Origin of the sequence: Haloferula helveola, from assembly GCF_037076345.1 — a bacterium.
GTDB lineage: Bacteria > Verrucomicrobiota > Verrucomicrobiia > Verrucomicrobiales > Akkermansiaceae > Haloferula > Haloferula helveola.
Genome location: NZ_AP024702.1, coordinates 5531181 through 5554651, shown reverse-complemented (window position 1 = coordinate 5554651; position 23471 = coordinate 5531181). Strand labels below are relative to the sequence as shown.

Genomic DNA, 23471 nt, shown 5'->3' with positions numbered 1-23471 from the left:
GAGCGACAAGCCCACACGTATCGTGGGAAGCGCGCAAGGGGTGCGCTACGGCCCGCTCTGGCAACAAACTTTCAATTCCTCGGATAAGATTCGAGCAGGCGCAAAAGAGGGATTTGTTGGCGCTATTTGAAGCTTGAATCGAATTGACCGTTGGCTGGCGATCCGGTGAGCGTGAGAGCCATGTGCACGGGTTCCAATGGTCGGCCGTCGTGGCTCCGATAGGATCTCCGGTGCGCATCCCCAACAACTCAACACACCGTAATTCGCATGAAAAGACACGTAGGCAAACTTGCCCAGCTTGCGCCAACGGCGCTGCTCGCCACCGGGATCGGGAATGCAGCAACATGGCAGGGCGATGCCTTGCCGGATCCCGCCCACATCGACTGGTTCAATGCCGACAACTGGGGCGGCGCGCTCCCGGCCATCGGTGAAGATGTGACCTTCGACATCTTTCCGATCGAGAAGGTTGTGGACATCGGAGCGGGCAATCCCGACGTGGGTCTGTTCCAGCTTATCGGGAGCAACAGCAACGTCGTGTTCGATGGCACCGGAACGATCACCGCGACCGACCTGAATCTCGGAACGGGTGGTGGAAACAACCAGCCGACGGGCACGGTCTTCAATGCCAATCTGGTTATCGCCAACGACATCCTGGTTCAGCGCAAGAGCTTCGGACATGTCTTCAACGGCACAGTCACCGCCGGGGCACTCGATTTCGGTCAGGCCACAGTCAACTTCAACAACACGGTAACGATCACGGCGGTCGATGGCCTGCAGGCGTTTTACAAGAACATCGCGGTCGCGGGTGGTCCCACCTACAACTTCTTCGATGTGCTGAACTCCGCAGGGGGCTCGATATTCTCGAGCGACGCCGGCTTTCCTACCCGGGTAAACCTCTGGGCGGACGACACTCTGAGCGGTCTGACGGATGTGCTCGAAGTCAACGAAAGCGGCCAGCTGATGTTCCAGGTGACACCGGCATCCCCGGCGGACTTCGGCACGGGCAGCGTCGCGGTGAACGCCTTCGGGCTCTTGCTGGGTGACCCCGGTGACGCCACGTGGGGGCCTGCCGGCGACATCGCGGTGAACGATGACGCCATCCTCGCGCTGGACGCTCTGGCCACGGAGCCGACCGTCGGTGAAGTGGGATCAGGTGTTGCTTGGAAAGGAGTGGTGGCCACCGGAACCGTCTCCGCAGGTGCCAGCGGTTCAAGTATCTACAAGGGCATGGCTGTCGGTGGGTTCCTGCCGAATCTCTCGGGCTCGGTTCTCGAAGCGCCAGCGGGGACGGGCGACGTGGAGATCGTGGTTCTGTCGGGGATCGGTACCAACGCCCAGAACGTCGATATCGTATCCCAAGACGGCACCGGGGTGGCCAATCTCTACTGCAGGGGCAGGTTTCAATCGAATGGCGGACGCCTGAACCCGAACGACCTGGCGAATGCGGTCTCCTCCTACAACTTCGTCGGCAGCTCAGGAATCCCGGCCAACCAGATGGTGGATCTCTACAACAACTTCACGGTCGAGGCGCCCGAGACCTACAACTTCTCCGGCGACGGTTGGGTGGAGGTGGACCCGAGCAACATGAAGGGTGAGCTGACTTTCTCGGGCTCCACGATGCTGGTCGGATCCACCGAGCAGTTCCAAAACAAGGCGACCGCGGGATACGAGAATACGAAGCTGAATTTCGGCGAAGGTGCGGCACTTGAGATGGCGAGCAACGAGATCGACCTGCTCGAGTTGCTGGATGCCGACCAGATCGTGACGACCGGCACGCCGATTCTTGCCCTGAGCAGCAACAACGGCTCGATCTATGAATTCACCACGGCGACGACTCCGAGGGCTATCGAGTTCATGAAGAGCGCGACGATCACCATGACGGAGAACAATCGGAACACGGCCAGTCTGATGGGCGAAGGGCTGTATATCGGTGATGGCAAGTATCTCTTGTCCAACCACACCAAAGGCAATTTCACCCTGGCTGCCGACGGTGGCAGCCCGGATGCGAAGCTCAACGGATCCAGTGGTGGCGGAACCACCATGGGTATCGGGAATACCGGCGGCGGCACCCTGATCATCCAGATTCCCATCGATGGCAACGGCTCGACCATCGCCGTGAACAACACGGCGGTGATGGAGTCCGCGCTGACGGTCGGCAACACCCTCAACGTCCGGCGGACGACCGCGCCGAGCACCCGAGTGGAGTTCAGCGGTCCGGTCGAGGACACACCGGCGATCGAGGTGAGGAACGGGACGCTTGGACTGGAAGATGGATTGGTTCTCCCGGCCACGGTTGATATCGCGGTGGTGGCGGGTGCGACGCTCGATGTGAATCTTACGACGCCTGCGACCATCGATGCACTTGGAGGCAACGGAAGTGTGCAAGGCGCAGACAGTTTGGCTTTTTCCACGATTGCTCCCGGTGCCAGCGTTGGAGCGATCAATATGGGCAACTTCACCATGCCGAACGGTGCGGCATATGATTGCGAAATCAGCGCCAGTGGTGCGGTCCCGGGTGTCGACAACGACGTGATCAACGGTGGGACGGTCGGGTTCGACACGGCCTGGACGCTGAATCTGGTCAACAGCGGGCTCAGCCCGGGCGATCTCGATGGCAGTGAGATCTTCACCATCATCGACGCGGGCAGCATCTCGGGATTCGTGGTACCAACCATCACCGGCACGGGCTTCGATACCAGTGGGGCCGTGGTCTCACAGAATGGCGGCAACATCGAAGTGACCGGCCTTCTGGTCGATGCGGGAGGTGCCAGCGATTACGAAACATGGGCAGGCGGGCCGTTCTCGGGCGTGCTCGGTGACGACACGCCCGAAGTCGACTTCGATGGCGGCGGTCTGGAGACCGGGATCGAATACGTCGTGGGCGGGGATCCTACCGATCCCGGCGATGACGTCTCCCTCGCGCCGACTTTCGACAACACGACCGACCCGGATTTCTTCATCTACACTTACCGCCGGACCGATCTCGCGCTGGGAGATCCTGACACCACGATTGTCGTGGAGTACGGGTCGAGCCTGACGGGTTGGACCGACGCCGTGCACGATGGGACCGACATCATCGTGAGCGAGACCGACGAGGGTGGAGGCGCCGGTGTCGATCTGGTGGAAGTGAAGATTCGTCGCACCTTGGCAACGGACGACCGGTTGTTCGCCCGGTTGTCGGTGACCATTGCTCCATAAATTACGGCGCCTGGCAGCGCGCAATGGAATTAGCGACTCCGGCAGGGCCTGGCCTTGCCGGAGTCGTCCCGTTTTGGAGGGCGGTGTCGAAGGGTGCTCTTATTGCGAAATCCGCAAAATCAGGGGGCGTTGGCGCAAGTTGGTGATCTGGCGCGAGATGCCGGGCCGTAGTTTCCGGTGATGAATCCAAAGATGAAAAGGTGGTCCTTCCTTCTCGTGGTACTGCTGTTTCCGGTCGGATCGGTATCCGGGGCAGAAGAAGGTGCGGAGTTTCGGTTCTCCAAGATCATCGGCGACCACATGGTGCTGCAGCAGGGCAAGCCGGTAAGGATTCGAGGGTGGGCAAAGCCGGGTGCTGAAGTCGAGGTGACGATCACGCGCGACGGTGAGGTCGGTGCCGCGGCGATCGGCGAAGCGACGGAGGAGGGGAGCCGGGACGAAGCTCGGATCAGGAAAGACGACGGCTCCTACTCGATGACGATTCGATACGAGGAGCGCAATGCTCCGGAGATGGCGTCACAGACGGTCGTCGCCAAGGCTGCGGAAGATGGTTCCTGGGTTGCATTGTTCGAGCCGGTGAAAGGAAGCTTCCAGCGGTCCTGGATCATTGCCCGGAGCGATGGGCGAACCGTGGCGGTCCGGGATGTGCTGTTTGGCGAGGTGTGGCTCTGCGCCGGACAGAGCAACATGGAGTGGAAGGACTTTAACCGGAAGCGGCGTGAGGTCTCCTCGGCAAACTTTCCCGGAGTGCGCTACGTCGCGTGGAACGACTCGTCCTACAAGCCGCTCGACGACATCAGGCCGCGGGTGAGTTGGCGGGAGTGCACGCCGGAGAATGCGGAGAACTTCTCGGCGGTGCCGTACCTGTATGGCGTGTTCCTGCACCGCTATTTGAAAGTCCCCGTGGGGATCATCAATGTGGCACGTGGTGGCACTACGGGCGATACGTGGTGCCTGCGCGACGAGCTCGACGGCATTGATCACGTGACCGTCACGGAGACGCTCCGAGCCTACGACGCGGAGACCGCGATGTGGGACGATCCCGAAGGCAGGAAGAAGGTGATGGATGAATGGGAGCGGGCGAAGGATGCGGCTAGGGCGGCTCACGAGGAGCGGGTCGCCGAAGCGAAGGCGGCAGGAAAGCCGGAGCCCAGGTTGCGTTTGCCAAAGGAGCCTCAGGATCCGCGAAACGGCTGGAGTCCGCCGGCGGGTCTGTTCAACGCGACCGTGATGCCGATCCGTTGGCTCGGTCTGGCCGGAGTGTTGTACTACCAGGGAGAGAACAACGTCTTCATGCGCTGGACACGCTACGAGCATACGTTTCCGAAGGTCCCGCTCTCATTCCGCAAGGCGTTCGGCGACGACGATCTTCCATTCGGTTGCATCAGCCAGCCGGGATGGGGGAGGTTCGGCACCGATCCGGAAGTCGAAGCTGTCACGGGTGGCTATGCGATCATCCGTGATATCCAGCGGCGTGCTCTGAAGAACGATTCGAACGCCGGGATGATCGCGACGTATCCTACGGGGAACTCGTACATCCACCCGGGTGAGAAGTTTCCGGTCGCGGAGTATGCGTCGCTCTGGGCTCTCGCCCGGGTTTACGGGGAGCCGGTGATCCATCGGGCCAACGAGTTCAAGGAGATGGAGGTTTCCGAGGGCAAGGCGCATCTGTATTTCGATGCCGATCCGGTCGTCTATGAGCGATGGAAACACATCGAGAACAACGCGTCGTGGCAAGTACTGCCCCAGCCGTATCAGGGGAACGCTCCGATCGAAGGTTTCATCATCGCGGGCGAGGACCGGCGCTGGTATCCGGCGGAGGCGAAGGAAAAGCGGGTCGATGGGACGTGGACGATCGAGGTCTCGAGCGATCTCGTTCCGGAGCCCGTCGCGGTTCGCTACGGTTGGGCCAGTTGGCCGACCGGCAACCTCGTCGGTAGAGACAATCTCCCACTCGCGACCTTCCGCACCGACGACTGGCCGATCATCGAGGGCGTGTCCTACTCGGCGGAAGCCCGCAAGGCTGCGGATGACCGGATCAAGGCGTTGCAGGAACGGGGAGAGCGGCTCGCGCTCGACCGCAAGATCCGCCAGATGGAGATCGATTTGCCGGAGCTGGAGCGCGAACTTCACCAAGGGGACGCCGACGCCCAGTTGCGAAGCAAACTGGAGCGGATCGGTAGGATCCTCGAAGGGCTCGGCGAAGATCCATGGCTTTCGAACGCCTTGGAAAAGGGGAGGCCTGAACTGGTGAAGAATCTGGAGATTCTCGCTCAGGAGGTCGAAGCGTTGCGAGCTGGTCTTGAAGACGGTGAACCGAAGGCTTCCTCCGCCGATTGAGAGCCTGCCAGCCCGGGCCCTGCCTCAATTCGCGTATCGAGGTGGCGCAAATTCCAGAGTGATCTGCGCAACATGGAGTTGTCCGCGTGCGGCCATGTTGGCACCTTCATCGGCGATCGCCCGAAGCTCTCGATCGACTTCGGGCGACCTGTTCATCCCGGTAACATGACACGAGCCAATTTCGAGTTCCTCCGCCCGCTGAAACCCAGCCCCCGGTGTTCGTGGGGCAGACGACTCGGGTTTCTTTTCCTCGCAAGCCTGGGTGGGTTGGCTGCGCCGGTCGCGGCGACCGAGCCAGTGAAAATCTATCTGATGGCCGGCCAGTCCAACATGGAGGGTTGGGGCACATGGTTCGAGTCGGACGATGTCACGCAGAATCCGAATCTGGTGGATCCGACGGACCCGTTCCCGCTCACACAAACCGACGTCGATGGCTACAGCCCGCCGCTCAGCCAGGTGTGGGTTTCGCATCCGGCTGGCGAAAGAGCAACAGGCCCGCTGGTTCCCGGATTTGGTGCGTCGAGTGGCAACAGCGGGACGATCGGAATCGAATTGAGCATGGGTCACCAGCTGGCCGGTGCGAATACCAACCCGTTCTTCTTCCATAAGAGCGACAAGGGAGGCACGACGCTTGGCGGCGACTGGCGCCCGCCGAGTGCGGTTGCGGCACGCGGTGGTCAAGTGGGTCCGCTGTATCTCAACGCGATCAAGCAGTGGCACAAATTGCTGTCCGATCTCGAGCGAACCTACGGTGACTACGAGGGCCAGGGTTTCGAGGTCGCGGGTTTCATCTGGTTGCAAGGGTGGAACGACTATGGGAACGCGGCATTCCTTGCGGAGTACCACGACAATGTGGTCGATCTCGCCCACGATGTCCGGACCGATATGGGTATTCCGGATCTTCCGGTGATCATCTCCGATTGCCCCAGCTATCCGGGTGTCACAGCGCACGAAGAGATGGTGCTCGCAAAGCAGCAGGCGGTGGCTGATCTGAATGCGGAACTTCCCGGGAGTGCTGCTTACGTGAGTTCAGCCGGGGTGGGCGACAGCGGGGAAGGTGGTGCTTACCATTGGAACTTCACCGCATCCAACTACATCGAAATGGGCAAACGCAACGCGACCGCGGCCCAGTCGCTGATGCGGGCGGCTCCGGTTGATCACGACGGCAGTACCGCCATTGCCGCCGCATGGGCGGTCTACCGCGACACCTACAGTCAGGTGGTGCGTTACGAAATGGAGGAACTTGGCGGCACGGTCGTCGACAACACCGCCGGAAGCGGATCGGTCGCGGATGCCGAAATCACGGATTCGGCGGCCCGTGTCCTGACGCCGCTCGGACCGGGAAGCACGAAGTCGATCAATGCCAACACCGGCATCATCCGTGCCACCCACGACCTCGGCAATCTGGGCAATACGCACACCATCGGGGCGTGGATCCAGCTCGACGCGAGCCTTCCCGATGCGGCCGGCCGCTACGCCATCCTGTCCGGTGAGGACAGTCCGAGCACCGGGACGAACTCCGGGTTCGACTTCGGCGTCCAGCGGTTGCAGATCGGCGGGGTTTGGGAGAACACGCTCTATGTCGAGACTCCCAAGTTCAACGGCAATGCGACCAATGACTCGCTGAGCCGCAGCGATCTGCTGTTGCAGGAAGGGCAGCCGTATTTCGTCGCCTACGTCCGCAATCACGACGTGACTCCGGCGGGCGATGCCGAGTCGGCCGACAACACGATGTTCTATCTGTATGACCCGGTCAGCGAGACCGTGTTCGCCAATGATGGCGGATCGGGCAGCCGGCAGGCAGTGCTTTCACTCATCAACACCCGGGTGGGCATCGGCTTCACCGCTGACAATCTGAGCGAGGATCCCGCGACCGGATTCCACGGCTTGATCGACGATGCCCAAGTCTGGGACGTGGCGCTTTCGGCCGATGAGATCCTGACGCTCGCCCAAACCGGTCAGCTGAGCTCGGGAGCGAGCGGACCGCTCGGAACGCCCTCGGTGACCGCGACCTTCGATGACGGGGCCTCGGTCGAGTGTGAGCTGATCGAAGCACCTGCCGACGTAACTCTGGTGTGGGCGCACAGTGACCAAGGTGAAAGCAGCTTGGGAGCTTGGACCGGAGCGTCCGGGGGTGGCTCGCATGTATTCGGGGCAACGGGTGCTGCCGGTGTGTTGTCGCACACGATCATGGGGCTCGCCGGGGATACGGGCTTCGTCTGCCGTTTCCTCGCGACCACCACCGAGGGTGATGTCTGGTCGAGCCCTGTCGGTTTTCCGACGGGTCTCGGTTCAAGTCCGGCCCCGACCGGGCTGACGGTGGTAAGTGCCACCGCGTTCGCGGTCGAGTTGTCGTGGGTCGGCAGCTATAGCACCGAGTCCAATTTCGTTCTCCGGCGTGCCAGTGATGCCGGCTTCACCAGCGATGTCGTGGATCTCTTCCCGCCTGCAGATGCGACAGGCTACGTGGACAGTACGGTGGTGGACGGTGCCACCTACTTCTACAAGGTCGCGCCCCAGAATGGTGCTGGCATCGGGGTCTTCTCTGGATCGGTCAGTGCGGTGACACCGGTCACGACGATCGTGACAAGCGTGGTTGAAGGCGGGTTGTGGTTCGACACGACGACCTGGGACACCAACTCGCTGCCGGGGGCGGGCGACACGGCCGTGCTCAATCACAAGGTGCGGATCGACCTGAATGAAGGGGTGAACGGCGATGAAGTCACGGAAGCGGACGTGGTGATCAATGCCGGAGGCGACCTGAGCGCGGATCGCAGCCGGGCGACGGTTGCCGATCTCACGCTAAACGGTGGCACGGTCTCGGCGGCGCAGCGGACGCACCAGCTCGTGGCGGACAACATCACCATCAACGATGTCCCCGGGAACCTATGGGTCCAGAACAAGACCCAATCAAGCAAGCCGGCCAACATGACCGCGAACACCATGAGTGGTTCCGGTGACCTTCGTGTCGAGAGCGCGAACCGGGACGGGGGCGATCAGTACTTTGCCATCCATATCCCGGACATGACCGGCTACACCGGGACGATTGTCTTTGATCACAAGGCGGGGCAGATCAACACCACCATCGCGACCCAGCTCAATACGCTGCGCTTTTCCAACAGCATCCCGAAGGCTGACGCCTCCTTCGATGTCGTTCTCACCAAGACCGATCACACGGGGGGCACTTACTACCATGGCATCAGCATGACCGACGGGAGCGTCGAACTCTGGTTAACCGGTTTGACGATCGGCGGGTTCGAGGTACCCGCGAGGGAGACGGCCTACACGTATGCCGAACTGGCGGCCATGGACGGTGGGGCGGTCGCGAACTATCTAAAGACCGACGGCAGCGACGGATTGATCGGAGTGTCGGGTGCGGCTCCTGCGGGTCCCTATGATGCGTGGGCGACCAGCGGAGTGGTGACCGGAGTGACCTTCGATGGCGATGCCAATGGCGACGGGATTGAAGACGGGATCGCGTTTCTGTTGGGCGCGGCAACGCCGGACGACAAGGCAACCAGCCTGCTGCCGACTTCCGGAGAAGACGGTTCTGGCGGGTTGGAGCTGAGATTCACCATGCTCAAGCCGGGCAACAGTGCGCCAGCCGTGCTCAGTCTTGTCCACAGTGGCGACCTCGGGATCACCGATCCTTGGTCCGGGCCGGTCGTGATCCCGGCATCGACCGGTACATCGGACGGCGTGAGTTTTACCGTCACCGAGAATGCCGGTGATCCGACCAAGAACGACGTGATTGCCACCATCCCATCGGCTGGCAACTCCGTTGCCGGGAAGCTGTTCGGGAGGCTCGTCGGAGAGCCATAGACTGAATTCCTGATCCATCACGTAGAACTTCACCTTATGCGATTCGTTCCCAGCTCCGTTTTTGTCTCTCTGCTTGTGCTTCTCGCGGCTCGCCCCGCAGCCGGACAGGGCACGCTCAAGGTCTTCCTGCTCGGCGGGCAATCGAACATGGAAGGCCAGGCCTACACCTACGACAACACCAGCACGGCCAGCTTCAACATCCCCACTCTGGAGTTCTTGCTAAGCGGCACCACCGCAGCGACGACTTATCTGGGTGCCATGCCGCACACCTTCAAGGCGAGCATCGACCCTAGTTGGACGAGTCCCCGCGCGGACGCCTGGTGCGTTCACTACGACTCGAGCAACGGCAGCGTGAAGACCGTGGCGCCGACCACCGACCCGGCCGACAACTTCACAGGCTTCGGGCCGCTTGGGCCCGGTTTCGGCGTCAATGTGAACCTTGGATCGATGTTCGGTGCGGAACTCGGAATGGGAATCCGGGTCGGAGACGCGACCACGGATCCGGTGGTTCTATTCAAGTCCGACAAGGGCGGCACGACGCTCGCCGAAGACTGGAGGCCGCCATCCGCGGTTGCCGCCCGTGGCGGCGTGGTGGGTCCGAACTACACGACGACCGTCAATCTGTTCGACGCGTTCCTCGATGATCTCGATGCCGATCTGCTGGACGACGGTGTGCTGAACAACTCGATCAACCCGGGTGAGGATCCCCGATTCGGCAACGCGACCGCTTACGAGATCTGCGGTTTTGTCTGGATCCAGGGTTTCAATGAGAAGGTCGAGAACAGTGGAGCCTTCATCCCGGAGTATGAGGACAATCTCGTGGATCTGATCCACGACATCCGCTCGTCCGACGGGCGAATTCCGGCCGATTTGCCTTTCATCATCCTTGAGTCCTCCGATCAGGATGCCGGACTGAATACGGCCCGTGTCAACGCGGTCGCGACGGTCAATGCGGAGATTCCGGGTTCCGCCGTGTTCCACGAAACGGAGAACATGATCAACGGAAACCCCGGTTCGGTCGATTGGGGCGACAATGAGTCGGGAAACCCCTTCACGACGGACTACGGATTCCACTTCCACGCGCGTGCGGAGAACTTTCTGGAGATGGGCTGGCTGGCTGGAGGGGCGGTCCTCGACAACAACTATCTCGACGCAACGGACTTCTGGGTCGAGCGGCCGACCGTCGATTTCGTGGCGTTTGACGAGGCCGACGTTTCTTGCTCGATCAACGAGTTCGCGGACACCGTAACAGTTTACTACGGCACCACGGATGCGGGACCGACGTCGGTCGGTTGGGATGACTCCGTTTCACTCGGGGCGCAGTCCGCGGGTGTCATCGTGACCACGCTCTTCGACTTGCTGGAGGACACCACCTACCACTTCCGGATCCATGCGACGGATTTCTGGTCCGCCCCGAACTCGTTCACCACGCCTCTGGAGTTCCCGGTGCCCGCCCTCGGTGACCCGATGACGGCTGGGGTGACGAGCGATGGCGCTTCGGTCGAGTGCGAGCTCTTGTTGGCCGACGCTGACGTCACTCTTGTTTGGGCCGAGACCGATCAGGGGGTTGCGAGCATCGGCGGCTGGACCAGTGCTCCGGGTGGGGGTTCCCAATCATTCCCGGGATCGCTGAAGGATGATGTGATCGCGCATACCATTACCGGGCTGAGTCCGAACACCGGATACAGTTTCCGTTTCTTTGCGACCAACTCGACCGGCGACGACTGGTCGGAAGCGGGATCGTTCACCACCATGCGGGATGTGCCTGAGCTCACGGCCTACTACGACTTCGAGGGTGCCGGCGGCGACCGTTTTGATGATCCTGCGGGTGATTTCGCGGACGATCTTTCGGGAGGTCAGGCCAGTGCCGTTTTTTCCAGCGACACTCCGGGTGCGTTTGCCGGAACCCAGTCGATCTCGTTCGATGGGAGCTATACTCTTTCCACAGCCAGCTACACCACGGACCTCGGCCCCGACCCGATGGCCTACACCATCATGTTCTGGATCAAGGCGGCGGACATCGACCAGGAGAACAACAACACGCGCCTGATGTCGACGAACACGGGTTCCAGTGGCAATCCTTACTGGCAGGTGGAGGGATTTGGCAACAGCGGGACGAATGGGGACAAGCTCGACCTCCGGATCCAGAACAAGCCCGCGGGTTTCGGGAACTGGTTCACCCCCGATGCGACCAATGCTCTTGCGCGGCAAGATCAGGGAGAGTCAGCGGTCTGGCGCCATGTGGCGATTGTCAATTCCAACGCCGGCAGTCCCGGCGACGGTGGCGCCTATGCCCAGACTTTCGTCGACGGCAGTTCCGTAGGCCTCGCGAACATGGACTCCCAGTGGGATGGCTTCACCATCGGCAACACGGCGGGGCGGTTGACCATCGGCGGTCCGGCGACAGGCAATGGCACCCGTGACTTCACCGGTCAGTTGGACGATGTGGCGCTCTTCGCCGGAATCGTCAGCGATTCGGATATCGCCGCCATCGCTGGGGGCACACTGAGTCCGGGAGACTTCATCGGAGGTGGATCGCCCTTCGATATGTGGGCGACAAGCGGAGTCACGAGCGGCGTGACCTTCGAAGGTGATGCCAATGGCGACGGGATTGAGGATGGTGTTGCCTTCCTGCTTGGTGCTGCCACTCCGGCTGACGATGCGACCGCGCTGCTTCCGGTGCCGAGCGAGGACGGCAGTGGCGGCCTGCAGATCAGTTTCACCATGCTCAAGGCAGTGAACAGCGCCCCGGCGGTTCTTAGTGTCGAACACAGCGGTGATCTTGGAGTTGGTGATCCATGGGCCAGCGTGGCCGTGCCAGCCGCGAGCGGGGTTGTCGGAGATATCGCGTTCACGGTCACCGAGAATGCCGGCGACTCTACCAAGAATGATGTGGTGGCAACCATCCCGTCGGCAGGAAATGCGATCGGCGGCCGGCTCTTCGGTCGCCTGATGGGACAGGACTAGGAGTCCGGTCACGTTACCCTCGAAACCGATTTTTACCCCAATATGAAACACATCCCCAAACTCACCGCGATTGTCGCGTTTTCAGCCCTGACAATTCCGCTGTCTGCCGTGGAGAAGGTCTTCAAGGTCTTCATCCTTGCGGGTCAGTCGAACATGGAAGGCAAGGGCCTCCCTACGCACCTGGACACCTATAAGGACGATCCCCAAATCAAGCCCTGGTATGGCATCGTTAAGGACGGCGACGGCTGGGCGAAACGGGATGACGTTTTCATCACCTACCCGAGCAAGAGTGGCGGTGCGAAGCATGGTCCGCTCACCGTCGACTACGGGACGAAAGGCGAGAACTCGATCGGCCCGGAGTTTGGATTCGGTCATGCGGTGGGCGAGGCCTATGACGAGCCGGTGCTGATCATCAAGACCGCGTGGGGCGGCAAGAGTGTCCATCAGCCCTTCCGTCCGCCGAGCGCGCTGCCGAGCGACGAGGAGATTCGGCAGATGATCGCCGAGATGCAGGAGAAGCACGACGCGACCGTCGAGGCGAACAAGAAGAAGGAGAAAGAGGGCAAGAAGACACGGGCCCCGAAACCGGTGCCAACCTTCGAGGAGCTCAAAGGCTCCTTCGGCGAGTACTATCGGAAGATGGTCGAGCACGTGAAGGAAGAGTTGGGGGATTACGAAAACAAGTTCCCCGAACTCAAGGGCTACAAGCCCGAGTTGGCCGGCTTCGTCTGGCACCAGGGCTTCAACGACATGGTCGGAGCCTACTACAAGGAGAACGGCTTCGATGATTACACCAAGTGGATGGGGATGCTGATTGAGGACCTGCGCAAGGATCTCGACGCTCCCGAGCTACCGGTGGTCATCGGGGAGCTGAGCACGGGCGGCGTCGAAGGTCGCGGTGCATTTCAGGAGGCTCAGGAGAATGTCGCGAAGCTTCCTGAGTTCAAGGGAACCGTCGTGTTCGTCCCGACTGCGGAGTTTCAGGACAAGGTTGCCCTGAAGTATTTCCAGGAAGGGCTTTGGAAGAAAGGCGAGGAAGGCATGGCCAAGTGGCAGACGGTTGGAAACGACCGGCCTTACCATTATCTCGGCTCGGGCAAGACCTACTTCCTCAAGGGGGTGGCCTTTGGTGAGGCGATGGTCCCGCTCACCAAGAAGTGATCCGGATCTCTGTTGGGACTGGTGGGTAATGCGACGGGGTTTGAACCCGGTCGCAGTCCGCTCAGGATTTTAGCTTCTTCCGATACTCCGATGGTGTGACGCCGTGGAGGCGGTGGAAGTTGCGGCGCATCTGCTCGGTGTCGAGGAAGCCGCATGAGTCGGCCAGCATCGCGAGCGGCTCGTCCGAGTCGATCAGCAGTCGCTCAAGACGGCGGACCCGAAGCCGGCAGAGTTCGGCGGCGATCGAGCGGTTCAGGACTTCGGTGAAGCGACGCTCGAGCGAGCGGCGCGACGCCGGGACGTGGTTGACGACATCCGCCACATTGATCGGCTTGTGGCAGTTCTCCGAGATGTAGCGGAGGGCGGTGGAGACCAGCGGGTCGTCGACGGCGAAGGAATCGGTGCTCTGTCGGGCGATAAGCTGGATGGTATTCTCGAGAAGCAGAGGCTCCGAGGGGGGCTTCGCGCCATCCATCAGCTCGGCGAGGATCTCAACACTCCGCACCCCGACATGGAAGAACCCGTGTTCCATACTGGTGATTGTGGGAGATGGCTGGAGGCATAGTGGAAGCTCGTTGCCGCATCCGATGACCGCGACGTCCTCCGGAACGCGGAGGCCTTTCCGTCGACAGGCTTCGATGATGTAGCGGGCCTGGAGGTCATTGTAGGCGAAGACACCGAAGGGAACCTCGAGGCGGTCGATCCACTGGTGCAACTCCGCCTGATACTGCTCCCACCGGGTTTGGGTCCGGTTGTAGTTGTGGTCGATGAGCAGACGCGAGATCGAGCAGCCGTTTTCTTTGGCGGCCGACCGCATGCCCGCGTATTCGAACCGGCAGTCCCGCAGTCTCCTTGCTCCGAGATACGCAAGGTTCCGAAGACCCCGGGCGACGAGGTGCCTCGCGGCGCGGCGTGCGGTCGCCTCGAGTTCGACGCTGACCGTGGGCACGTCGGAGTAGGCCGGGGAGTTCATCCACACGTTGACCAAGGGGATGCCCGCGCTCTTCGCTTCGACCGCCAACTCACTGGTGGCACGGGCGATGATGCCGTCGAAGGGCAGGCCTTTTCGGTTCTCAAACGGTTCGTGCTCGGTGGGTATTCCTTCGGCAAGCGGGATGAGGATCGGATCCCAGCCGAAGCGCTCACATTGCTCGAGAATGCCGTGGTAGACATCGATCTGTCGTTTGTAAGGCCAGTCGAGGTCGAGGATGATTGCGACCCGGCACTTGGTGGCCGAGCGCTTCGCACGCGAGCGTTTGGGGGGCATCGGCGGCAGTCTAACACCACCGTAAAGCGCGTCAATCTCTGGCGCGGAATACGATATCAGCTGAATCGATGGGGTACCGGAAAGGGCCCTTCCGTGGCCTGAATTTCGAAAAGCACCCCGTTTCGGGTCGTGTTCGGACCTGCTCAATGCAGAGCCACGCCTTCGTCGGTTCGCGGTGGCGCAAATTGAGGAGGGATTGGCGCAATGAACCGGTAATAGGATCTCGTTCCTGACGCGTATCCGAACTATTCAAGACATCCGATCGACGATCACCCCATCATGAAACATCCGCAACGTCTGCTCATTGCATTTGCCTGGTTCGCCGCGCATTCGGCCGGTTCCGCCAACACCCTTCCGGCCGGAGAGGACACCAAGGAGTTCATGGTTGGCGTAACCGGGATCTTCGCCGCGATTCTTGAAGGGGACCTTCAGGTGACGCAAGTGACGGCGGGTACCCCGTCGGAGGGTAAGCTGGAAAAGGGTGACCTGCTGCTTTCGGTCGATGGTCAGACACTGGATGTGCAGGACCCCCGCCATCCGCTCGGGTTCGCGATCAATGCGGCCGAGGGGCGGGACGGCAAGATGGAGTTCGCGGTTCGCCGCGACGGCCGGGAGCGGAAGGTTTCGATCCAACTCGAGCCGATCGGGAGTTATAGTTCGACCTATCCGGTCGACTGCGCCAAGTCACAGCGAATTGTCGACGAGACGGCTGCCTTCATTCTCGATCAGGGTGGTCCTGCGGATGGGGGGATTACCGGGAACCTCGAGGCCTTGTTCCTGCTTTCGACGGGCGAGGAGAAGTATCTTCCGGCGGTAGAAGAGTATGTTGTCGAGTTGGCCGGGAAGCCGGTTGGGGGCAGCACATGGGGCATCGGATACAGCGGAATCCTTCTCGGTGAGTATTACCTGGCGACCGGTGACAAGCGGGTCCTTCCCGGGCTCGAAGCGCGGTGCAAGCGACTACAGGAAGGCCAGTACTATGGCGGCTGGGGGCATGGCGTGACCAAGTGTGGCCCGGGTTATGTGACCGGTGGTCTGCTCAATGCCGCGGGGGATCAGGCGCTCACCACGCTGATCCTGGCGCGCGAGTGCGGCGTGACGGTCGACGAGACGATGTACAACGACGCCCTTCGGTTCTTCTTCCGGTTCGCGGGTCGTGGCGGTGTGCCTTATGGGGATCACCATCCCGAACTGTGGTGGTCGTCCAATGGCAAGAACGGTGGTTTGGCGTCGGCACTCACCTTGCTTCCCGATGAGAAATTCCAGGCTGGTGCCCAACTTCTCGCACTGGCGGAGGCCGACACCTATTTCGACTCCGAGACGGGGCACGGTTCGACCTTCGGCAACATCACGTGGCGCAACATCGTCGACGCGTTGGTGCCGGCCGAGCACAAGACCTCCTACTGGCGCCAGAAGGGGAAGCTGATGTGGTATTTCGAGCTGTCCCGGATGCCGGGCGGCGGATTCCGGACTCCTTGGTATCCCGGTTACGGGCCGATCGGGAAGGCTCCGACGTATCAGACCGGCCTGATCGGCATGGCCTACACGTCCTACCGACGGAATCTCCGGATCTGCGGCAAGCCACGCACGGAGTTCAGCGTTCCGCACAAGCCGACGGAGGTTGAGAAGTCGCTCCCGTCGGATGATTTCCTTCGCACCGATTTTATCGACGGAGTCGAGATCAAGGAGGAGCCGCACGAGATCGCCGCGGTCTTCAAAACGCTTTACGACGAGGATGGCAAAGAGCTTGGGAGAGGTGGACGCGCGGAGCGCAATGACAAGCGCAAGAAGCAGATGCCGGTCGAATGGTATGCCCGGATGATGCATCACTACTCGCCGACCGTGCGCGAGTGGGCATCGCATGCGCTCGGCTTTCAAGGTGAGGAGGCGATTCCCGTCATCAAGAAGGCGTTGGCGCACGAGGACGGGCGGATGCGTTGCGCCGGACTCGACGCCATCAGCTGTGCCATCGGGTGGGGCATTGGAAAAACCGAGTCGAAGATCACTCCCGAGATGATCGAGAAGCACTTCCTGCCCGAGATTCTCAAACCCCTCAAGGATCCGAAGGCGGCGATGTGGGAGAAGCGCCAGGCGCTGATGGCCCTGAGTTGCTGTGATGCCGATACGATTGCCGACCAGGTGGATGTGGTGCTGCCTTATTTCAACGAGTCCGAGTGGTGGCTGCGGGCGGCGGCGTTCACCGTGTTTCATCCGCTCATCAAGGAGACCAAGGAGTTCCGGAAAGTGCTTCCCGCGATGCTGGCGAGCTACGATGCCGACGACAACCTGCCGAGCCGGCGGTGGGGTGCGACGGATCTGTTCAAGAAGGCGATCGCCTCGAATCCCGAGCTTTCCGACGAGATCGTGCAGGGCATGGCCGAGTCGGTGAACCGGATCAAGGTGCGCGATGGATTCAAGCAGCCGATCGACCTCAACAACATTTTCGAGACCCTGCGCTACGTCGACATGAAGAAGAGCCCCGAGCATGCGGTGCCGCTGCTTCCGGCGATCGAGCGAATCTACCCGGAGCTCGAGGAGCTTCCCGCGAGCTGGGCGATCAGCGGTGCCAAGTGGGGAAATATCGGGCTTGCGAAGGCGGCAGACCTGCTGGGCGAGGAAGGCCGTCCCTTTGTCGCCAGTATGAAACGCATGCGCGCGGACCTCGAGGCCCGTCCGAAGAACGGCAAGCAGGGGAAGACCCTGCAGGCGGCTCTGGACCGGCTGAACGAGGCAGTGACCTCGTATGAGGACAAGTTTGGCGAGGTTCCGGTCGAGTGACTTCCGGTCAAGCCCGCCGGAGGTTCCGACTTTGACGGAAAGATCCGTTGGCAATTTCGGACGGCTTTCGCATGGATGCTGCTGATGAGCGGCTCGATGGAGGATGAAAACGTGCGTCCGGTGATTTACCAGGTGCTGCCGCGCCTGTTCGGCAACACCAACGAGACCCGGAAACCGAACGGGACCCTTGAGGAGAACGGTTGCGGCAAGTTCTCCGACTTCAATGATCGTGCGCTGGAAGAGATCAAGGCGATGGGTTTCACCCACATCTGGCTGACCGGGGTGATCGAGCAGGCCAGCGGAACTTCGTATCCCGGACGTCCTGCGGACCCCGAGGACATTCTGAAGGGTCGTGCCGGGAGCCCGTATGCGATCCGCGACTACTTCGATGTGTGTCCGGACTACGCCGATGATCCCGACGCCCGGATCGCGGAGTTCCGCGCCCTTGTGAAACGTTGCCGCAAGCACGGACTGAAGGTGCTCATCGACTTCGTGCCGAATCACGTCGCGAGGAGCTACGCGTCCGACGTGCGGCCCGACCTGAGTTTCGGCGAGGGTGACGACCCGGCTGTGTTCTTCTCGAAGGAGAACAACTTCTACTACGTCCAGCCAGGGATGGCGGAGGGAGAACCACCGCTGAGACTTCCGACCGGCGGCAAGCCGGGGTGCACGGGATTGTTCGAGCCCGAAAGCGACTTTGTCAGGGTCACCGGCAACAACTCGGTGACCTTCGCTCCGGGAGAGTATGACTGGTATGAGACGGTGAAGCTGAACTACGGTCACGACTTCACCGGTCCACGCGACACGTCCCATCTGCCGGGGCCGGATGCTTCGGTCGAAGACGTGCCGGACACCTGGCGGAAGATGGACGAGATCTTCGCCTACTGGCAGGCGATGGGTGTGGCCGGCTTCCGGGTCGACATGGCGCACATGGTGCCGATGGAGTTCTGGGAGTGGATGATCACCCGTGCCCGGGCCCGGGAAGGCGGCCTGTATCTGTTCGGTGAGGCCTACGACAACGACCCCGCGAAGCTGGTCGATGGCAACGTGCTCGACGCGTTGCTGAATGCCGGCTTCGACGCGGTTTACGATGACCCGGTCTATGACATCTGCATGGGGCTCTATGACGACTTCGCCGGTGGCTTCAAATGGGCCAACGATCTGGATCATGAGACTGTCACCGGAGACCGGTTCCATCGGTCCCTGCGCTATGCCGAGAATCACGACGAGGTGCGGCTGGCGTGCCGGCATGAGTGGGGCGGTCTCGGGATGGCGGTCGGGCGTCCGGTGACAGCCGTTCTGTTCGGAATGGGGCGCGGGCCGCTGATGATCTATTCGGGACAGGAGGTCGGGGAGCCTGCGGATGGTGCCGAGGGATTCGGCGGGAATGACGGCCGTTCCTCGATTTTCGATTACTGGGGAATGCCGGAGTTCCAGAAGTGGGTGAACCGAGGGAAGTACGACGGAGGTCGTTTGTCAGCGGACCAGATCAAGTTGCGCGAGTGGTATGGAAAGCTGATCCACGCCGTCAGCGTGCCGGCCTTCACCCGTGGCGATTTCTACGGACTCAATCATGCCAACAAGGAAAACGCGGAGTTCGGCCGGATCGATGGAGAGACGGTCAGCGGACACTGGCTCTACGCCTTCCTGAGGCGCGACTCAGAGGGAGGCGACGCCTACATGGTCATCGCCAACTTCCACGCAAGCCGCCCGTTCGACGGTGCCTCCGTAAGAATCCCGGAGCATGCGCTCGAATGGTTGGGCCGGAGCAAGGGAACGATCCGGTTCACCGAGTGTCTCGCCGAGCCATGGGCGGGAAAGGCGTCGGCAAAGGCGCTCCCGATGCGCGGTTTGCAGCTTCCGGATTTGCCTCCCCTGAGCGCCCGGATTCTCAAGTTGGAGTGAGCCGGGTGCTTACTCCAAAACAAACAGCAACGCGCGGTGGTCGCTCGCGTCCTTCCACTCCGGGTCGTCGATGATGCGGCATTCGTCCCACAGGACGCCATCGGTCATGGGCATGCTGAAGAAAACGTAATCGAAGCGGGAGTAGACGTCCTGGTATTCCCAGAAATGCGTCCAAGTTTCGGCGCGGCTGTCGCGCATGAAGGCCATGCCCAGCTTGGTCGGTCCCTTCGACGGGCCGCGGATGGTGCGGATCGCGGAAGCCTGCCGGGTGTCGTTCATGTCGCCATAGACGATCAGCCGGGCGGAGGGATCCGCGGTAAGGATCGATGTCGCTTGATCGCGGAGCAGGTGCGCCTCGGCACGTCGCATCATCTCCTGGTCCGCTTCCGGGATCTCGCGCTTGGACTTCAGGTGTGCGCCGAGGAAGCGTATGGGACCGATCGGGCTGTCAACGGTCGCATCAAGGATGCCTCGCCCCATGCCCATCGTCTTTCCCTCAAGCTCGTATTCGAGGCTCTCGTGGAGTTGCGTGGACGCGAAGGGGAAGCGCGAAAGCATCGCGAGGCGGCGGGTGTCATCGGCACCGCCGGTGTGGTGCGCATGGGGCAGGTCGACGCCGGCCTCCTTGAGGAGTTGCTGGAGTTCGGCGAGGTCTTCCTTGGTGCCGATCTCGCAGATACCGACCACATCCGGCTGGTGTCGTGCGAGAATCGTCACGATCGCCTCTTTCTCGGAGTCGGGCTTCGGCTTCGAGTTGACCCGCTTGCCATCGACATAGCGGTCCATCGTGAGCCAGTTCTCGATGTTGTAGGCGATGAAGCGGAGGGATCCGGGGCTGTCCGGTTCCTGGATGATACTGACTTCCGGCTTTCCAATGACGACCGGTGCCGGCTCGGCTGAGGTTTCCGGGGGAGCCGCATCGGCGGTGACGACCGGGCCGGACCACTCGCCTGCAGCCTTGCTTTCCTTCTCGCAAGACGTCGCCGAGAGCGCCAAGAGAAACGCCCCGAGGAATCCCGGGGCGTTTGAGAAAATCGGTGAAAGTCGCATCAGCGTCAGACCTCGCGAGGCTCCTTGCCGGCGACTTCCTTGACCTTGGCTTCCTCCGCTTCGGAGACGGCCTCGGACTCGGCACTTTTGATTTCCCGTTCGAATTCCTCACGGGCTTTCTTGAATTCTCCCATGCTCTTGCCGAGGCCACGGGCGAGTTCGGGAATCTTCTTGGCGCCGAAGAGAAGCAGGACCACGACGAAAATGATGATCCATTCGGGGCCTTGCGGCAGTCCAAAGGCGAGCGGTGCGTTCATGGGTGGAAATTACGGGCGACCGGCCCGCTTAGCAACGGGAATAACGGAGGGGCGGGCGGGGGACTTTCAGCCACGGGGCAAAGATGCCGGTTTGAAAATCCACGGCCCGCCGTTAAGCCAAGGCCGTGCGGCTGCCGGTATTTGAGATTGAGGACGATTTGAAGGCGGCTGCAGGCCCGGGCGGGCGGGTCCTGCTGAAGGCCCCGACGGGATCCGGAAAGTCGACCGCAGTGCCGGGAATGCTCCTTGAGGCGGGCATTGAAGGCAGAGTGCTGGTGATCGAGCCACGTCGGATGGCGGCCCGGATGCTGGCCGGGTGGGTGGCCCGACAGCGGGGCGGAGGCGTCGGGGGAGAGGTCGGATACGCGGTGCGATTCGACGCCCGGTACGGGCGCGATACGCGGGTGATTTATCTGACTGACGGCGTTTTCCAGCGATGGCTTCAGGATGACCCGGAGCTGAAAGGGGTCTCGGCGGTTGTTTTCGACGAATTCCACGAAAGGAGAGTGGCCGTCGACGTCGCGCTCGGTCGCTGTCTGGATCTACAGGAAACGCTTCGTCCCGACCTCCGTGTGATCGTGATGTCGGCGACCTTGGAGACCCGCGGGTTGTCCGAGTTTCTCGAACCCGTGACGATCCTCGAAGCCGGTGGGCGGACGTATCCGGTGGATATCCGTTACAAGGCGAGCCCTGCAGCTTCGGGGCGGCGAGGCGGTCCTGCTCGTGAGACACCGGTCTGGGAGCGGGTTGCGGCCGCGTGCCGGGACGCGATCACCGACCCTGAGTGTGGCGACGTGCTCTGTTTCCTGCCCGGAGCGCATGAAATCCGTCGGACGCTTTCACAGATTGAGAATTCGACGTGGAGCGGAGGCTGGTCGGTCCTGCCGCTCTACAGCGGATTGCCGCCAGCGGCACAGGAGGCGGCGGTCGCGCCGGGAAAGGGAAGGAAGATCATCGTCTCGACCAACGTCGCCGAGACTTCGCTGACGATCGAGGGTGTGCGGACCGTCATTGATGCCGGTTTGGCACGAATCGCCAGCTTCGATCCTCGACGTGGAATCGGCACCTTGATGATTGAGAAGATCTCGCGTGCGGCAGCGGACCAGCGGGCCGGCCGAGCCGGACGAACCGCTCCCGGGCGTTGCATCCGACTCTGGAGCGAAGCCGAGCATGCGCGTCGAGCTGCGTTTGAAACACCCGAGGTGCACCGGGTCGATCTGGCCGAGGTGTCATTGCTGCTGAAGTCGGCGGGGGTGGAAGACGTGGGTGGTTTCCGGTGGCTCGAGGCGCCCCAAGCCGAGGGGCTCGCACGGGCGGACGCGCTGCTGCACGACCTGGGCGCGGTGGATGAAAACGGTGCTCTGACCGAGGAAGGTCGCGCCATGGCCGGCTTGCCTCTCGAGCCTCGGTTCGCGCGCCTGATGCTTGCCGGTGTCGAGGAAGGCTGCGTGGCCGAAATGGCATTCGTCAGTGCGGCGGTCCAGGGCGAGAGTATCTGGGCAGGACGTGGGGACGGCATGCGGGACTTCGTGGCCGATGATGACTTCACCGACTTTCAGGCCGAGTGGCGCGGGTTCGAATCCGCGGTGGCGATGGGCTTCGATCCGAAGCGCGTTTCCCAGATCGGTGTTCACGGTCGTGCGGCAAGGGAGCTGTCGAGAGGTTTCGAGCGTCTCGAGAAGCTCGCCTTGCGACGAGGCTGGCCATTCGAAGCGGTCGACTTCGAAGGCAGAAAGGACGCTGTCGGGCGGGCGATGCTTGCCGGCTTCAGTGATCAGCTCGGCGTCCGGGCAGGAAGCGCGACGCTTGCGTGCCGGCTGGTTGGAAAACGGAAGGCCAAACTTGATGATCGCAGCGCGGCACGGAATGCATCCGCTTTTGTCGCGACGGAGATCACCGAGGTCGAGGGGCGGGACGTGACGGTGCACTTGCGCCGGGGGACGGCCGTCGAGCTCGAATGGCTTCGGGATCTTTTTCCCGATGATCTTCACGACACCGATGGCGCCGCTTGGGACGAGGTGCGCCGATGTGTCGTGGCAAGGAAGGAGCTACGCTTCCGGGATCTCGTGCTGGCGTCCAAGGACAGCGATCATGAAGTCAATCTGGATGCGGCGGCCGAGTTGCTCGCGGCCCGGGTTCTTTCCGGAGAGCTGGTGCTTAAAAAGTGGGACGCTTCGGTGGACCAATGGTGTGCCCGTCTGGCGAGTCTCAGCAAATGGATGCCCGAATTGGAGTTGCCGGGCTGGGGTGATGAGGACCGGCAGGCCGCCGTGGCCCAGATCTGCCACGGTGCGGTGCGCTACAAGGAGATCAAGGAAGCGCCGGTCTGGCCGGTGCTGAAGGACTGGCTGAGCGCTCCGCAGCGGGCGGCTCTGGATGCCTTTGCGCCGGAGCGGATCAAGCTGGCAAATGGCCGGGACGCGAAGATTACCTACGCGTCCGACGGCGAACCGAGCATCGGACTGATGGTGCGGGATCTGTTCGGAGTTTGGGAGACGCCGACGGTCGCCAACGGCCACGTCCCGCTGGTGGTTCAGGTGCAGGCACCGAACCGTCGGCCGTGGCAGGTGACAAAGGACCTGAAGAGCTTCTGGGCGAGTGGCTACACGCAGATGCGCAAGGATCTGGCCGGCCGGTATCCGAAGCATCCGTGGCCCGAGGATCCCAAGGCGGGATCGTAGCGGATTCGTCGGCCGACACTTGCCGGGGTCGCCATGATCGGCTGG

11 protein-coding genes are annotated in these 23471 nt (G+C 61.9%); 8 read left to right on the top strand and 3 right to left on the bottom strand.

Annotated features, from left to right (window positions below):
* Positions 1 to 267 precede the first annotated feature (267 nt).
* The 5 genes from HAHE_RS21220 (at position 268) to HAHE_RS21200 (ending at position 13488) form a co-directional block, all read left to right on the top strand.
* Complete coding sequence (locus HAHE_RS21220) at positions 268 to 3198, top strand: hypothetical protein (RefSeq protein WP_338687332.1); 2931 nt, start codon at positions 268 to 270, stop codon at positions 3196 to 3198.
* A gap of 192 nt (positions 3199 to 3390) precedes the next feature.
* Positions 3391 to 5538, top strand: coding sequence for a hypothetical protein (locus tag HAHE_RS21215; protein ID WP_338687331.1), 2148 nt, complete (start codon positions 3391 to 3393; stop codon positions 5536 to 5538).
* Between the two features lie 72 nt (positions 5539 to 5610).
* The gene (locus tag HAHE_RS21210; RefSeq protein ID WP_338687330.1) at positions 5611 to 9360 is read left to right on the top strand and encodes a sialate O-acetylesterase; all 3750 of its coding nucleotides are present in this window, start codon (positions 5611 to 5613) and stop codon (positions 9358 to 9360) included.
* A gap of 36 nt (positions 9361 to 9396) precedes the next feature.
* Entirely contained in the window at positions 9397 to 12327 is a 2931-nt protein-coding gene (locus HAHE_RS21205; RefSeq protein WP_338687329.1) for a LamG-like jellyroll fold domain-containing protein, read from the top strand.
* 42 nt (positions 12328 to 12369) lie between these two features.
* Positions 12370 to 13488 carry a sialate O-acetylesterase gene (locus tag HAHE_RS21200; protein WP_338687327.1) on the top strand — a complete coding sequence of 373 codons (1119 nt, stop codon included), beginning with the start codon at positions 12370 to 12372 and terminating at the stop codon, positions 13486 to 13488.
* Between the two features lie 61 nt (positions 13489 to 13549).
* Here HAHE_RS21200 and HAHE_RS21195 read toward each other — a convergent pair whose 3' ends face one another.
* Complete coding sequence (locus HAHE_RS21195) at positions 13550 to 14755, bottom strand: substrate-binding domain-containing protein (RefSeq protein WP_338687326.1); 1206 nt, start codon at positions 14753 to 14755, stop codon at positions 13550 to 13552.
* Between the two features lie 279 nt (positions 14756 to 15034).
* Between HAHE_RS21195 and HAHE_RS21190 the strand changes: the two genes are divergently transcribed.
* Both HAHE_RS21190 and HAHE_RS21185 read left to right on the top strand, forming a co-directional pair.
* Positions 15035 to 17533: a DUF6288 domain-containing protein gene (locus HAHE_RS21190; RefSeq protein ID WP_338687325.1), complete on the top strand. Its 2499-nt coding sequence runs from the start codon at positions 15035 to 15037 to the stop codon at positions 17531 to 17533.
* 75 nt (positions 17534 to 17608) lie between these two features.
* Positions 17609 to 19438 (top strand): alpha-amylase family glycosyl hydrolase, encoded by a 1830-nt coding sequence (locus HAHE_RS21185; RefSeq protein ID WP_338687323.1) that lies wholly within the window; start codon positions 17609 to 17611, stop codon positions 19436 to 19438.
* Positions 19439 to 19447: 9 nt separating this feature from the next.
* On the opposite strand, the gene HAHE_RS21180 is transcribed toward HAHE_RS21185, so the two are convergent.
* Together HAHE_RS21180 and HAHE_RS21175 are read right to left on the bottom strand one after the other, a co-directional pair.
* The gene (locus tag HAHE_RS21180) at positions 19448 to 20488 is read right to left on the bottom strand and encodes an endonuclease/exonuclease/phosphatase family protein (protein WP_338687321.1); all 1041 of its coding nucleotides are present in this window, start codon (positions 20486 to 20488) and stop codon (positions 19448 to 19450) included.
* A 5-nt stretch (positions 20489 to 20493) separates the two neighbouring features.
* Positions 20494 to 20745 (bottom strand): twin-arginine translocase TatA/TatE family subunit, encoded by a 252-nt coding sequence (locus HAHE_RS21175; RefSeq protein ID WP_338687319.1) that lies wholly within the window; start codon positions 20743 to 20745, stop codon positions 20494 to 20496.
* A gap of 125 nt (positions 20746 to 20870) precedes the next feature.
* Between HAHE_RS21175 and hrpB the strand changes: the two genes are divergently transcribed.
* A complete protein-coding gene (hrpB, locus tag HAHE_RS21170) occupies positions 20871 to 23426 on the top strand; it encodes an ATP-dependent helicase HrpB (RefSeq protein WP_338687318.1) in 2556 nt (851 codons plus the stop codon).
* The last annotated feature ends 45 nt before the right edge of the window (positions 23427 to 23471 follow it).

Bases quoted from the DNA above. Each gene is read 5' to 3' on its own strand.
- HAHE_RS21220 (WP_338687332.1), top strand. From the start codon at position 268: ATGAAAAGACACGTAGGCAAACTTGCCCAGCTTGCGCCAACGGCGCTG.
- HAHE_RS21215 (WP_338687331.1), top strand. From the start codon at position 3,391: ATGAAAAGGTGGTCCTTCCTTCTCGTGGTACTGCTGTTTCCGGTCGGA.
- HAHE_RS21210 (WP_338687330.1), top strand. From the start codon at position 5,611: ATGGAGTTGTCCGCGTGCGGCCATGTTGGCACCTTCATCGGCGATCGC.
- HAHE_RS21205 (WP_338687329.1), top strand. From the start codon at position 9,397: ATGCGATTCGTTCCCAGCTCCGTTTTTGTCTCTCTGCTTGTGCTTCTC.
- HAHE_RS21200 (WP_338687327.1), top strand. From the start codon at position 12,370: ATGAAACACATCCCCAAACTCACCGCGATTGTCGCGTTTTCAGCCCTG.
- HAHE_RS21195 (WP_338687326.1), bottom strand. From the start codon at position 14,755: ATGCCCCCCAAACGCTCGCGTGCGAAGCGCTCGGCCACCAAGTGCCGG.
- HAHE_RS21190 (WP_338687325.1), top strand. From the start codon at position 15,035: ATGAAACATCCGCAACGTCTGCTCATTGCATTTGCCTGGTTCGCCGCG.
- HAHE_RS21185 (WP_338687323.1), top strand. From the start codon at position 17,609: ATGCTGCTGATGAGCGGCTCGATGGAGGATGAAAACGTGCGTCCGGTG.
- HAHE_RS21180 (WP_338687321.1), bottom strand. From the start codon at position 20,488: ATGCGACTTTCACCGATTTTCTCAAACGCCCCGGGATTCCTCGGGGCG.
- HAHE_RS21175 (WP_338687319.1), bottom strand. From the start codon at position 20,745: ATGAACGCACCGCTCGCCTTTGGACTGCCGCAAGGCCCCGAATGGATC.